12 protein-coding genes are annotated in these 12878 nt (G+C 67.7%); 5 read left to right on the top strand and 7 right to left on the bottom strand.

The window, feature by feature from the left end:
* Positions 1-3 precede the first annotated feature (3 nt).
* From leuA to miaA, 6 genes are all read right to left on the bottom strand, one after another.
* A complete protein-coding gene (leuA, locus tag J3A66_RS05980; RefSeq protein ID WP_209567734.1) occupies positions 4-1662 on the bottom strand; it encodes a 2-isopropylmalate synthase in 1659 nt (552 codons plus the stop codon).
* A gap of 193 nt (positions 1663-1855) precedes the next feature.
* The gene (locus tag J3A66_RS05975; RefSeq protein ID WP_056405452.1) at positions 1856-2461 is read right to left on the bottom strand and encodes a YceI family protein; all 606 of its coding nucleotides are present in this window, start codon (positions 2459-2461) and stop codon (positions 1856-1858) included.
* A gap of 500 nt (positions 2462-2961) precedes the next feature.
* Entirely contained in the window at positions 2962-3981 is a 1020-nt protein-coding gene (ilvC, locus tag J3A66_RS05970) for a ketol-acid reductoisomerase (protein WP_209567732.1), read from the bottom strand.
* 107 nt (positions 3982-4088) lie between these two features.
* Positions 4089-4604, bottom strand: coding sequence for an acetolactate synthase small subunit (gene ilvN, locus J3A66_RS05965; RefSeq protein ID WP_031395186.1), 516 nt, complete (start codon positions 4602-4604; stop codon positions 4089-4091).
* Positions 4604-6352 (bottom strand): acetolactate synthase 3 large subunit, encoded by a 1749-nt coding sequence (locus tag J3A66_RS05960; protein WP_037530175.1) that lies wholly within the window; start codon positions 6350-6352, stop codon positions 4604-4606. The genes ilvN and J3A66_RS05960 overlap by 1 nt, the downstream gene beginning before the upstream one ends.
* Positions 6353-6434: 82 nt before the next feature.
* The gene (gene miaA, locus J3A66_RS05955; protein ID WP_209567730.1) at positions 6435-7364 is read right to left on the bottom strand and encodes a tRNA (adenosine(37)-N6)-dimethylallyltransferase MiaA; all 930 of its coding nucleotides are present in this window, start codon (positions 7362-7364) and stop codon (positions 6435-6437) included.
* On the opposite strand from miaA, the gene serB reads away from it, so the two are divergent.
* Complete coding sequence (gene serB / locus J3A66_RS05950) at positions 7357-8238, top strand: phosphoserine phosphatase SerB (protein WP_209567728.1); 882 nt, start codon at positions 7357-7359, stop codon at positions 8236-8238. The genes miaA and serB overlap by 8 nt on opposite strands.
* A gap of 140 nt (positions 8239-8378) precedes the next feature.
* Entirely contained in the window at positions 8379-9113 is a 735-nt protein-coding gene (locus tag J3A66_RS05945; RefSeq protein ID WP_056405459.1) for a Crp/Fnr family transcriptional regulator, read from the top strand.
* 22 nt (positions 9114-9135) lie between these two features.
* On the opposite strand, the gene J3A66_RS05940 is transcribed toward J3A66_RS05945, so the two are convergent.
* Positions 9136-10203, bottom strand: a complete 1068-nt coding sequence (locus J3A66_RS05940) for an SPOR domain-containing protein (RefSeq protein ID WP_056405462.1) — start codon at positions 10201-10203, stop codon at positions 9136-9138.
* Between the two features lie 196 nt (positions 10204-10399).
* Here J3A66_RS05940 and J3A66_RS05935 point away from each other — a divergent pair, with 196 nt between their 5' ends.
* From J3A66_RS05935 to J3A66_RS05925, 3 genes are read left to right on the top strand one after another with little or no spacing between them, the layout of a single operon-like run.
* Positions 10400-11113 carry a ParA family protein gene (locus J3A66_RS05935; RefSeq protein ID WP_031441008.1) on the top strand — a complete coding sequence of 238 codons (714 nt, stop codon included), beginning with the start codon at positions 10400-10402 and terminating at the stop codon, positions 11111-11113.
* Positions 11110-11538 (top strand): hypothetical protein, encoded by a 429-nt coding sequence (locus tag J3A66_RS05930; RefSeq protein WP_209567726.1) that lies wholly within the window; start codon positions 11110-11112, stop codon positions 11536-11538. The genes J3A66_RS05935 and J3A66_RS05930 overlap by 4 nt, the downstream gene beginning before the upstream one ends.
* A gap of 19 nt (positions 11539-11557) precedes the next feature.
* Positions 11558-12853 (top strand): SPOR domain-containing protein, encoded by a 1296-nt coding sequence (locus J3A66_RS05925; RefSeq protein ID WP_209567725.1) that lies wholly within the window; start codon positions 11558-11560, stop codon positions 12851-12853.
* The last annotated feature ends 25 nt before the right edge of the window (positions 12854-12878 follow it).

Raw genomic sequence — 12878 nt, 5'->3', positions numbered from 1 at the left:
GTGTCAGGCGCGGTTGGCGGCGCTGAGGACGGCGCGAACCGAAGCGGTGGCGATGTCGGTGTCCATGCCGACGCCAAATACCGTCTTGCCCGCCGCGGCCCGGCATTCGACATAGGCGGCCGCCTGCGCATCGGCACCATGGCCGATCGCATGCTCGTTATAATCCACCACATCGAGCGTCGGCCCGGTCGACTCCGCGATCGCCGCGATCACGCCCGAGATCAGCCCGTTGCCGCGCCCCGAAATCGACCGTTCCTCGCCATCGATCGCGACGCGGCCAATGAAGACGCGCTGCCCCGCGGTGCCGCTTTCCTCATAGTCGCGGAGCTCCACGCGGTCGTCGGCGTGCGGCAAATAGGTCCGCTCGAACAGCTGCCAGATATCCGCCGCATTCAGTTCGCGGCTCGTCTCGTCGGCATAGGCCTGGACGTGACGGCTGAAATCGGCCTGCAACCGCTTGGGCAGCTTCAGCCCCTTGTCCTGCTCGATCACCCAGGCGACGCCGCCCTTGCCCGACTGCGAGTTGACGCGGATCACCGCCTCGTAGCTGCGACCGAGATCGGCGGGGTCGATCGGCAGGTAGGGGACCTCCCACAATGTGTCGTTCTTCGCTTCCTGCGCAGCGAATCCCTTCTTGATCGCATCCTGATGGCTGCCCGAAAACGCGGTGAAGACGAGGTCGCCTGCGTAGGGCGTGCGCGGATGGACGGGGATGTTGGTGCAGTAGTTGACCGTGTTCACCACCGCGTCGATGTCCGACAGGTCGAGCTTCGGATCGACGCCTTGCGTGTACATGTTGAGCGCGACGGTCACGAGATCGCAATTGCCGGTGCGCTCGCCATTGCCGAGCAGGCAGCCCTCGACGCGGTCCGCACCCGCCATCATGCCGAGCTCGGCCGCGGCGACGCCGGTACCGCGGTCGTTATGCGTGTGCAGGCTGATCGCGACTGAATCGCGGTTGCGGATGTGGCGGCCGAACCATTCGATCTGGTCGGCATAGATGTTCGGCGTCGCGCACTCGACGGTGGCGGGCAGGTTGAAGATGATCGGATTGTCGGGCGTCGGCATCAGGACGTCCATCACCGCCTCGCAGACCTCGAGGCTGAACTCGAGTTCGGCGGTCGAGAAGGTCTCTGGGCTGTATTCGAACTGCCAGCGGACATCCGGCTGTTTCGCGGCCTCGTCGCGCAGCACCTTGGCGCCGTCGATCGCGATCTGCTTCACCTGCGCGCGGTCCATCCCGAACACGATCTTGCGCCATGCCGGCGACACCGCGTTGTAGAGGTGGACGATCGCAGTCTTCGCGCCGACGAGGCTGGCGAAGCTCGTCTCGATCAGGTCGCGGCGCGACTGGGTCAGCACCTGGATCGATACGTCGTCGGGGATGCGGCCTGTCTTGACCAGGCCGGATATGAAATCGAATTCGGTCGCGCCCGCGCTGGGGAAGCCGACCTCGATTTCCTTCAGCCCGACCTTGCAGAGCAGGTCGAAGAAGCGCGTCTTCTTCTCGGCATCCATCGGGTCGATCAGCGCCTGGTTGCCGTCGCGCAGATCGGTCGACAGCCAGCGCGGCGGCTTGACGATCGTCTTGGACGGCCATTGGCGGTCGGGCAGGTCGATTGGCGGGAAGGGTCGGTATTTGGTCGATGGGTCGCGCAGCATGGCTCGTGTCTCTCGTGATCGGGAGCGTTCGGGTCAGCCCTTAGGCGCGAGGCGCGGGGGCTGGCCACCACGCAAACGATCGGCGCGCCTAAGGGCGCGTAAGTCGAAGCAGCAGGAGGCGACCGTGAGACATTGCGTCTTCCCTATCGCGCGGACACGGTAAATGTCCAGCGCGATAGGGTGGGCGTACGTATTATTGCGCAGCGAATGCCGCGTTGATCGTCAGGTCGACCTTGTCCGACACGACGGGGGCATAGGCGCCGATGTTGAAATCGCTGCGCTTGATCGAGGTCGTCGCGCGGAAGCCGAAGTTCAGCTTCTTGTTCATCGGATTCGCGCCCGCGCCGACGAACGTCGCCTGCAGCACGACCGGCTTGGTGACGCCCTTGAGCGTGAGATCACCGGTGATGGTCGCCTTGTCGCCGGTCGCGACGACCTTGGTCGAGACGAACTTGGCGGTCGGATAGGTCGCGGCGTCGAAAAAGTCCTTCGACTTCAGATGGCCCGCGAACGGCGCGGACGTGACCGACAGCTGGTCGATCGCGAAATTGACCTCGACCTTGGTCGCGTTCGGCTTGGCCGGATCGATCGTGATGCTGCCACCCGATGCGCCGAGCTGCCCCTCGAGCATCGAGAAGCCCATGTGGTTGAGCTGCCACGTCACCTGGGTGTGGTTGGCGTCGACGGCATAGGTGCCGGCGGCGACGCGCGCCTTGACGGGGGCGCCGGGGACGGCGGCGGTCTGGGCCAGGACGGGGGCGGCGGTGAGGGCGAGGATGGTGGCTAGGGCTAGGCGCATGCGGGGTCTCCTGTTGAACGCGCGATGCTGGCCGAGCGGAGGGAGCGCGTCAAATGACGTTATGCCAACGCTGTGTTTCGGATTTGGGTCGGTGGGGGGGGAGCCTGTTCCCCCGCGGACGCGGGGGCCCAGCTAAACCACGATCACCGCCCGAGACCTGGACCCCCGCCTTCGCGGGGGAACGGGGAGGGCGGGGGGCGGGAAGGTCCCGGCAAACGAGGGGAGCGGCGACCGGGAGTGGCGTAAGAGCCGGAGTGGCGGGGGAGATGAGAGCTTCCCCCAAAACACCACCACCCCGGCGAAGGCCGGGGCCCAGTTGGGGGACGGTGATAACGGAAGACGGCGCTTCGTTACTCGGACCTTCCCAACTGGGCCCCGGCCTTCGCCGGGGTGGCGTCGCATAGTGCTGGGCGAGCGAAGCGCACTCCCCACGCCCGCCCGTCGGCCACGGCGAAGCCGCGCCCTATGGGCGGGCTCCGTCGTGCCGGCCGCGCTCGCGCTTAGTTCTTCGCCTTATCCACCAGCGCGTTCTTCCCGATCCACGGCATCATGCCGCGCAGTTCGCTGCCGATCTTTTCGATCGGATGCGCCAGCGCCTGCTTGCGCGCCGCTTTCAGTTCGGGCTGGCCCGCACGGTTGTCGAGGATAAAGTTCTTCACGAACCGGCCCGACTGGATGTCGGCCAGCACGCGCTTCATTTCCTTCTTCGTCTCGTCGGTGATGATCCGCGGACCCGTGGTGATGTCGCCATATTCGGCGGTGTTCGAGATCGAATAGCGCATGTTGGCGATGCCGCCCTCATAGAGCAGATCGACGATCAGCTTGGTCTCGTGCAGGCACTCGAAATAGGCCATTTCGGGGGCGTAGCCGGCTTCGGTCAGCGTCTCGAACCCGGCCTGGATCAGGTGGGTGATGCCGCCGCAGAGCACGGCCTGCTCGCCGAACAGATCGGTCTCGCATTCCTCGCGGAAATTGGTCTCGATGATGCCCGAGCGGCCGCCGCCGACGCCCGATGCATAGGCGAGCGCGATGTCGTGCGCGTTGCCCGACTTGTCCTGGTCGATCGCGATCAGGCAGGGGACGCCGCCGCCGCGGACATATTCGCTGCGCACGGTGTGGCCGGGGCCCTTGGGCGCGATCATGATGACGTCGAGATCGGCGCGTGGCTCGATCAGGCCGAAATGGACGTTGAGGCCGTGCGCGAACGCGATCGTCGCACCCTGCTTCAGATTGTCGTGCAGGTCGGTCGCATAGATCGCGGCCTGATGCTCGTCGGGCGCGAGGATCATGACGATGTCGGCCCAGGCGGCCGCCTCGGCGTTCGACTTGACTGCGAACCCGGCCTCGATCGCCTTCTTGGCGGTTGGCGAGCCCTCGCGCAGCGCGATCGCGACGTCCTTGACGCCCGAATCGCGCAGGTTCTGCGCGTGCGCATGGCCCTGCGAGCCGTAACCGACGATCGCGATCTTCTTGTCGGTGATCAGGTTCAGGTCGGCGTCGCGATCGTAATAGACACGCATTATATTCTTCCTTCTTTCGTCATTCCGGCGAACGCCGGAACCCAGGGTTCCAGGCGGCGCCGTTCGTGGTTCTGTGTCCCGACTTGCGTCGGGATGACGGGGTAAATTCAGGCCGGCTCTTTGCCGCGTGCGATTGCGACGATGCCGGTGCGGGCGACTTCGATCAGGCCGACTTCGCCCATCAGTTCGACGAATTTGTCGATCTTGTCGATGCCGCCGGTCACCTCGAACACGAAGCTCGACGTCGTCGCATCGACCACGCGCGCGCGGTAGACGTCGGCGAGGCGGAGCGCCTCGATCCGGTGGTCGCCGGTGCCGCGCACCTTGACCAGCGCCAGCTCGCGCTCGACGTGCGCGCCCTGCGCGGTCAGGTCGGTGACCTTGTGGACGGGGACGAGCCGGTCGAGTTGCGCGAGGATCTGCTCCATCGTCGCGGGCGATGCGCTGGTGACGATCGTGATCCGGCTGACCGCCTTGTCGGCGGTGATCTCCGAGACGGTCAGGCTCTCGATATTATAGCCGCGCGCGGTGAACAGGCCGGCGATCCGGGCGAGGATGCCCGGTTCGTTGTCGACGATCACGGCGAGCGTGTGCCGCTCGGCCTTTTCCTGGGAAATATGCATCAAACCAGTGCCTTCGCTTCGTCGTCCATCGTGCCCGACACTTCGTTCGCCTGCAGGATCATGTCGGTATGCGCAGCACCGCTCGGGATCATCGGGAAGCAGTTGGTCAGCTGCGACACGCGGCAATCGACGATCACCGGGCCGTCATGGGCCAGCATCTCGGCGATCCCGCTGTCGAGCTGGTCGCGCGTCTCGATCAGGATGCCCTTCCAGCCATAAGCCTCGCCAAGCCGGACGAAATCGGGCAGCGAATCCGAATAGCTCTCGGCATAGCGGCTCTCATAGGTGAGCTCCTGCCACTGGCGGACCATGCCCATATACTGGTTGTTGAGGATGAAGATCTTCACCGGCAGCCGGTATTGGGTAGCGGTCGCCAGCTCCTGGATGTTCATCTGGATCGACGCCTCGCCGGCGATGTCGATCACCAGCGCGTTCGGGTTGCCGAGCTGCGCGCCGATCGCGGCGGGCAGGCCGTAGCCCATCGTGCCGAGACCGCCGCTGGTCAGCCACTTGTTCGGCTTTTCGAAGCCGAAATGCTGCGCGGCCCACATCTGGTGCTGGCCGACCTCGGTCGTGATGATCGGGTTGCGTGCCTTGGTCGCGTCGAACAGCGCCCGGATCGCGCGCTGCGGCATGATTTCGTTCGGGTCGTTCTCGGGGAAGTCGAGGCACTTGACCGCACGCCAGCCGGCGATCCGCCGCTGCCAGTCGGTGGTGTCAGGCTTGGGATGCTGACGGCTCTTCCAGATCCGCACCATGTCCTCGAGCGCATGGCCGACGTCCGCGATGATGCCGAGATCGACGCGCACCGTCTTGTTCACCGACGAGCGATCAATGTCGATATGCACCTTGCGCGAATTCGGGCTGAACGCGTCGAGCCGTCCGGTCACGCGGTCGTCGAATCGGCTGCCGAGCGCGACGACGAGGTCGGCCTGGTTCATCGCCATGTTGGCCTCGTAGGTGCCATGCATCCCGAGCATGCCGAGCCACTGCTCGCCGCTCGCAGGATAGGCGCCGAGGCCCATCAGCGTCGACGTTACCGGTGCGCCGGTGATGCGAACGAGCTCGCACAGCAGCTGGCTCGCGGCCGGGCCCGAATTGATGATGCCGCCGCCGGTGTACAGGATCGGACGTTCGGCCGCGGCGAGCATGTCCACCAGCTGCTCGATCTGGCTCTGGTCGGCCTTCACCTGCGGGCGATAGGTCTTGTGCTGGATCGGGCCGGGCTTCGCATAGCGCGCGGTCGCGACCTGCACGTCCTTGGGGATGTCGACGACCACCGGCCCCGGACGACCCGAGGTGGCGATGTGGAACGCCTCGTGGATCACCCCGCCGAGCTTCGCCGGATCCTTCACGAGATAATTATGCTTCGAACAATGGCGCGTGATGCCGACGGTATCGGCCTCCTGGAACGCGTCGGTGCCGATCAGCGCGGTCGGCACCTGGCCGGTGATCACCACCATCGGGATCGAATCCATCAGCGCATCGGTGATCCCGGTGACCGCATTGGTCGCGCCGGGCCCCGAGGTGACGAGCACCACGCCGGGCTTGCCGGTCGAGCGGGCATAACCCTCCGCCGCATGCGTCGCCGCCTGTTCGTGGCGCACCAGGATGTGCTTGATCCGGCCGCTGCGAAACAGCGCGTCGTAGATCGGCAGCACGGCACCACCCGGATAGCCGAACACGACCTCCACGCCGAGATCGCACAGCGCCTCGATCAGGATATCGGCTCCACTCTTCTCGGTCATCACGTCAAAATCCTTTCGAATGCGCCGCCTTTAGCGCCTCGTGGAGGGGGCGGCTACCGATATAAAAGATGCGTGTCAAACATCACTTTAGCAATATAGTTTCAAATTGCTGCAAGCGCGTCGAAAAATCGAGCGCGTCCGTGCGCGTGCAGGCGGCCGGCGGTTGGTGGCGAAGCCAGGTATATTGCCGCTTGGCATAGCGCCGCGTGGCAAGCGATCCCGCCGCGATCGCGTCGGTTTTCGACATCTCTCCGCGCACGAGCGCGGCGATCTCGGGAACGCCGATCGCGCGGCGGATCGGCGCGTCCTGCGGGATGTCGGTGCGGGCGAGGAGTGCGGTGACTTCCGCTTGGCTGGTCTCGGCCATCTCGGCGAAGCGCTGGTCGATGCGCGCGTTCAGCCAGTCGCGGTCGGGGATCAGGATCAGCGCGCGGACGTCCAGCCGGTCGCCGATCCCACCCACCCGTTCGGTCTGCCAGTCGGCGAGCGTGCGGCCGGTCCCGCGGACCACCTCCAGTGCGCGCGCGACGCGTGTGGTATCGGCGGCGTTGAGCCGTGCGGCGGCGGGCGGGTCGAGCAAAGCGAGGGCGGCATGCGCCTCGGCGACTGGAAGTGCGCGGACCTGCTCGCGAAGGTCGGGGTCGATCGCGGGGACGGGGGCGATGCCGTCGAGCAGCGTGCGGATATAGAGCCCGGTGCCGCCGACCAGGATCGGCAGTCTGCGCTCCGCCACCACCTCGTCGATCGCCCGCGTCGCCTCGGCGGCCCAGCGCGCGGCGGAGTAGGTCGCGTCGGCGGCGTCGACATGGCCGAACAGGCGGTGCGGGGCGCTCGCTTCCTCTTCGGCCGAAGGACGCGCGGTGAGGATCCGGAGATCGGCATAGACCTGCGCGGAATCGGCATTGATGACGACGCCGTCGTGGCGCGCGGCAATGGCAAGCGCGAGCGCGGACTTGCCGCTCGCGGTCGGCCCTGCGATGAGCGCGACCTTCGGGAGATTATTGATGTTCACGGCAACGCTTATAGCCTCGGGCACGCTGACCGCAGGCGATATTTCGACCGCGATGGACCGGCTCCGCGATGCGGGCTGCGCGCCGGGTGCGAGCGGCTGGATCGACGAGGGCGACGCCGCCGACCTGATCTTCGGCATGGCGCCCGATGCGGCGCGGACCGCGCTCGAGGGGGCGTTCGGCAAGACCGATGTGGTCGTGCAGTCGAGCCTGACCCGTACCAAGGCGCTGCTGATCGCCGACATGGACTCGACGATGATCACCGTTGAGTGCATCGACGAGCTCGCCGACTATGCGGGGATCAAGCCGCAGATCGCCGAGATCACCGAGCGCGCGATGCGCGGCGAACTGGACTTCGAGGCGGCACTCGATGCGCGCGTCGCGCTGCTTGAGGGGCTGGCTGAGAGCGACATCGAACGCTGCCTTTCCGAACGGGTTCGGATCATGCCGGGCGCCAAGGCGCTGGTGCGGACGATGCGCGCCCAAGGGGCCGCGACGGTGCTCGTCTCGGGCGGGTTCACGCGTTTTGCTGAGCCGGTCGCGCGCGAGATCGGTTTCGACCGCGCGATCGCCAATGTCCTGAAGGTCGAGCACGGCGTGCTGACGGGGGCGGTCGAAAAGCCGATCGTCGGATCGCAGACCAAGCTGACGACGCTGCGCGCGGCAATCGCTGACGGGCAGCTGGTCGAGGGACAGTCGCTGGCGGTCGGCGACGGCGCGAACGACCTGGCGATGATCGAAGCGGCCGGCCTGGGCGTCGCGTATCACGCCAAGCCGATCGTCGCGGCGGCGGCGGCGGCGAGGATCGACCATGGCGATCTGACCACGCTGCTCTACGCACAAGGGCTGCCCCGGGCGGCGTGGGTAATCGATTAACCCCCGTCGATTGCGTCCGTAGGCCGCCGAGTCCCACTTTGGTGATCCAGGTTAAGGCCGTGCACCATATCTCACCTTGCCAAGTCACGCGCAAAATTTAGGGGTCGCGCCAAAGACTTACGATCGATTGGCTGAGAAGAATGGATGCTGGCTGGGATTATGAGCGCTTCAAGGCGTTCACCTGTGCGGACGACGACGACATTGATACCTTCCGGCGGCTCGCCGGGCCGACGATCGGGTTGAAGCGTGGTGATACCCTGCGGATGCAGGGCTCGCCCGACCCGCAGGTCTATATGCTGCTGAGCGGCTGGGTTGCGTGCAGCATCATCGTCGGCGAGAGCGCGCGGCAGATCGTCAAGGTTCATCTGCCCGGCGATCTGGTCGGGATGCCGAGCCTTGCCGCCCCGACCGCGTGCGACACGATCGAAGCGGTCTCGGCGGCGAAGCTCGGCGTGATCGAGACCGCAGCGATCGGGCAGGTCTTCAGCAGCAACCCGCGGCTCGCGGCGTTGCTGTTCCTCGTCTCGCAGCAGGAGCGTGTCGTGTTGATGGAGCGGCTGGCGTCGATCGGGCGGACCAGCGCGGCGAGTCGGATCGCCGCGCTGATCCTCGAACTGCGCACCCGGCTGCGGCGCAACGACCCGACGATCGAGAATGTCGTGCCGGTGCCGCTGACGCAGGAGGACATCGGCGACATGACCGGGCTGACCCCGGTCTATGTCAACCGGACGCTGCGCCAGCTGCGGACCTCGGGGATCGCGACGTGGCGCCGCGGGGTCATCACGATCGACGACCGCGACGCGCTCGCGGTCCTCGCCGCGCTGCCGCAAAGTCCGGAACGCGACACGAGCTGGATCCCGAGCCGGCGCGGCTGAACGCCGGGCGTGTCGGGATGCGTCAGGGGGCGACGATGACGCAGGGCTGGCCTGACGCGGCGCAGGCGCGCGTCGCGTCCGCCCGGCTGGCGAATCCGCCCGCCTGCAGCCGCGTCACCGGTCCCGCCGCGACATAGCTGGGCTGCGCGCCGCCCAGCCTGCCCTTGACCTTGCCCCACAGCGTCTCGGCATTGCCGCGATCGCGGAACGCTCCAAGCTGGATCCGCCATTTCCCCGACCCGGCCACCGGCTTCGCTGCTGGCTTCGGCACGGGCTTCGGCGCCGGCTTGGGCGCGGACGCGAGCCGGGGCGGGGTGACCGGTGCGGGTCTGGTCGCGGCTTGCGAGGCAGCACGCTCCGGCGCAGCGCGCGGGGGCACCGGCGCGGGGGACACGGATGAGGCGGGGACCGTGGTGCGCGCGACCGGCGTCACCGGCCGGGGAGCGGGCTGGGGAGCGGGCCTGGCAGGGCCAGTGGCCGAGATCGGCGGCGGCGACGCGGGCGACAGGCCCGACCGCGCAATTTTTTCCTGCGCGGCATAGCGCTCGGCGAGCGCCGTGCCGCGCTGGCGGTCTTCGGGGGAGATATACTGGTCCATCTGCGCCAGCGTCTGCGAGGCCGACTGCAATCCCGACGTGCTCGCGCGCGACATCAGCGCATAGGCGCGCGGATAATCGCGGGGGACCGCGTCGCCGTTGAACAACATCGTCCCGAGCACGAGCTGCGTCCGCGGTTCGCCGCGCGCCACCGACTTTTCGAGCCAGGGCAGCGCGTCCGCCTTCTTGTTGGCCTGGAACAGCGCGAGGCCGTAATTGTCCTGCGCTTGGACATGACCCTGCAGCGCCGCCTTGCGGAACCAGCTTTCGGCGAGCGCGGGGTCGAGCGTGACGCCGCGGCCGAGCTTATAGGCCTGGGCGAGATTGAACTGCGCATCGGCGTCGCCCGCGATCGCGAGCGGACGCCACTGGTCGATCGCGGTCGCATAGTCGCCGCGGCTCCAGGCATCGACGCCGGCCTTCACGTCCGCCGCGGCCGGCACCGCGCCCAGCGCCGCTACCGTCGCCGCCGCGCCCAGAATCAGGTTGCGCATCGAATACCTCGTTAAAGCCAAATGATGATCGTCATGTCGCGATAGCCCGGCGAAGGCAAAGATCGGGTTAAGCCGTGCGCCGGTCGGGTGCGGGGGCGCGGCACGTCGACGTAACGGCGTGGGAACCACGCGTTAACCGCTTCTTATCCGCTGGCATGGCATCGCGGGCCTTGGTTGACGAGACGTAAGGGGGCTTATGCGCGTTCTGGCGATGGCATCGCAGAAAGGCGGGTCGGGAAAGACGACTCTGTCCGGGCATCTCGCGGTCCAGGCGGAGCGCGCCGGGCAGGGGCCGGTCGTGCTGATCGATATCGATCCGCAAGCGTCGCTGACCGACTGGTGGAACGAGCGCGAGGCGGAGGCTCCGGCGCTGGCGCAGACCACGGTCGCGCGGCTCGCCGCCGATCTCGAAATCCTTCGCCAGCAGGGGTTCAAGCTCGCGGTGATCGACACGCCGCCGTCGATCACGGTCGCGATCCAGACGGTGATCCAGATCGCCGAGCTGATCGTCGTCCCGACCCGGCCGAGCCCGCATGACCTGCGCGCGGTCGGCGCGACCGTCGATCTGTGCGATCGTGCGGGCAAGCCGCTGATCTTCGTCGTCAATGCCGCGACCCCCAAGGCGCGGATCACGGCCGAGGCGATCGTCGCGCTCTCTCAGCACGGCACCGTCGCGCCGATGACGATCCACCAGCGCACCGATTTCGCCGCCTCGATGATCGACGGCCGCACGGTCATGGAGGTCGATCCCAAGGGCAAGTCCGCGGCGGAGATCGAAGCGCTCTGGACCTATGTCACCGACCGCCTCGAAAAGAATTTCCGGCGCACGGTGTTCAGCGTGCCGAACGCAGGCGCGGGGTTCGGGCAGCGCGGGCCCGCGCCGGGCTTCGGCCGGCGGGTGGTCGGATGAGCGCGATACCCGCCCGCCCGCCCGTTCCGCCGCATCCCGAATCGGCCGACGTGCCGAAGCCGCTGGGCTCGCTGTCGGCGTCGCTGCTGGCGCGCAAGGGCAGCGTCCGCCCGGCGATGCGGCCGCTCGCGCTGGGTACCGCCACGGCCGAACCCGTCGAGGATGATGCCGCTCCTATGGCGTCGGTGACGGTTGCGACCGCACGCCGGATCGCGCGCGAGAGCGCAGCCAGAACGCGCACCGGCAAGGCCGCCTTCACGCTCCGCCTCGACAGCGATCGTCATGTCCGGCTGCGACTCGCGAGCGCGATGACGCGGCATTCGTCGCAGCACCTCGTGACGCTCGCGCTCGATGCCTTTCTTCAAAATCTGCCCGAGGTCGACGCGCTCGTTGCGCAGCTTCCCGTGACCAGGGCCCCGAAATGAACCGGTGGGATCATAGCCGATGACGACGCGAATCCTTCTTTCGATGGGGCTGTCGGCCCTTGTTTTGGGCGGCACGATGGTCGGGTGCAGTGCGGGCGAGACCGGCCGCGGCCTCGCCTCGGCGAGCGATCGCAACGCCGATCTCGAGGCCAAGGCGGGCGCGGTGAACGCGCACCGTGCAGAGGTCGCGCTGGCCCGGCACGATGGCGGCGCCGCGGTCTATTTCGCCGAGTCGGCGGTGGCGATGATGCCGCAATCGGCGGCCTATCGGCTGCTGCTCGCACAGGGCTATCTCCAGGCGGGGCGGTTCACATCGGCGCGGCAGGGGTTTGCCGACGTTCTGGCGCTGTCGCCGGCGGACGGGAAGGCGGCCCTCAACCTGGCGCTGACGCAGATTGCTGGTGGCGACACGCAGGGCGCGCGGCAGACGCTCGAACGCAACGCGTCGATCATACCGCCGAGCGATCGTGGCCTCGCGCTGGCGCTGGCGGGCGATGCCGGCGGCGCGATCGGGCTCCTGACCGAGGTCGCGCGGTCATCGGAAAGCAATGCGAAGGCCCGGCAGAACCTGGCGCTCGCGCTCGCGCTGGCGGGCCAGTGGCAGGCCGCGCGCGTCGTCGCCGCCGCCGACCTCGCGCCGACCGAGGTCGATGCGAGGCTCGAACAATGGGCCCGTTTCGCACAACCGACGACGTCGTATGATCAGGTCGCCGGCCTGCTCGGCGTGCGCGCGATCGCCGATGCCGGCCAGCCCGCCGCACTCGCGCTCAACCGCGCACCGCTCATGCCGACGGTCTCGCCGATCGAGGCGCTGGCCGCGGTCGAACGCAGCGCGCGTCCCGTCGCACTGGCCGAAGCGGGATCGGCTCTGGCCCCGTCGAGGATCACCTTCGCCGCGCCGCGCGAGGTCGTTCAGGCGCTGCCCGGCGGCATGCCGACGATGCTCGCCAGCCGCAGCGAGGGCGCTGTGCTCGCCGCGCGTGCGCAACGCGGCGTGCGCGCGATCCCGGCGGGGACGGGCGACTGGTATGTCCAGATCGGCGCCTATGACAATGCCGGCATCGCCAAGGCCGCCTGGAGCCAGGCGACGCGTCGCTTCGACGGCTTCTCCGGCCGCCAGCCCAACGGCATGGCGTTCAGGACGAATGGCGAGGCCTATTACCGCCTTTCGGTTGGCGGGTTCGGCCGCGACGAGGCCAATCAGGTCTGCCGGCGCTACCGCGCGACCGGCGGCGCATGCTTCGTCCGCCAGGGGGCCGGCGACCAGATGGCGCAGTGGCTGCGCGGCGGCGGCGTCGAGGTCGCGACCCGCTGAATGACAGGCGGGCTCCGACGCACGA

This window comes from Sphingomonas sp. PvP018 (assembly GCF_017876865.1).
Lineage (GTDB): Bacteria > Pseudomonadota > Alphaproteobacteria > Sphingomonadales > Sphingomonadaceae > Sphingomonas > Sphingomonas aerolata.
Note: the sequence above shows the minus strand (reverse complement) of the source record. Positions and strands in the feature narration are given on the sequence as shown.

Excerpts from the sequence above, each read along its gene's own strand:
- ilvC (WP_209567732.1), bottom strand. The coding sequence starts at position 3,981 with ATGCGTGTCTATTACGATCGCGACGCCGACCTGAACCTGATCACCGAC.
- leuA (WP_209567734.1), bottom strand. The coding sequence starts at position 1,662 with ATGCTGCGCGACCCATCGACCAAATACCGACCCTTCCCGCCAATCGAC.
- ilvN (WP_031395186.1), bottom strand. The coding sequence starts at position 4,604 with ATGCATATTTCCCAGGAAAAGGCCGAGCGGCACACGCTCGCCGTGATC.
- serB (WP_209567728.1), top strand. The coding sequence starts at position 7,357 with ATGTTCACGGCAACGCTTATAGCCTCGGGCACGCTGACCGCAGGCGAT.
- J3A66_RS05940 (WP_056405462.1), bottom strand. The coding sequence starts at position 10,203 with ATGCGCAACCTGATTCTGGGCGCGGCGGCGACGGTAGCGGCGCTGGGC.
- J3A66_RS05930 (WP_209567726.1), top strand. The coding sequence starts at position 11,110 with ATGAGCGCGATACCCGCCCGCCCGCCCGTTCCGCCGCATCCCGAATCG.
- J3A66_RS05935 (WP_031441008.1), top strand. The coding sequence starts at position 10,400 with ATGCGCGTTCTGGCGATGGCATCGCAGAAAGGCGGGTCGGGAAAGACG.
- J3A66_RS05925 (WP_209567725.1), top strand. The coding sequence starts at position 11,558 with ATGACGACGCGAATCCTTCTTTCGATGGGGCTGTCGGCCCTTGTTTTG.
- J3A66_RS05960 (WP_037530175.1), bottom strand. The coding sequence starts at position 6,352 with ATGACCGAGAAGAGTGGAGCCGATATCCTGATCGAGGCGCTGTGCGAT.
- J3A66_RS05945 (WP_056405459.1), top strand. The coding sequence starts at position 8,379 with ATGGATGCTGGCTGGGATTATGAGCGCTTCAAGGCGTTCACCTGTGCG.
- J3A66_RS05975 (WP_056405452.1), bottom strand. The coding sequence starts at position 2,461 with ATGCGCCTAGCCCTAGCCACCATCCTCGCCCTCACCGCCGCCCCCGTC.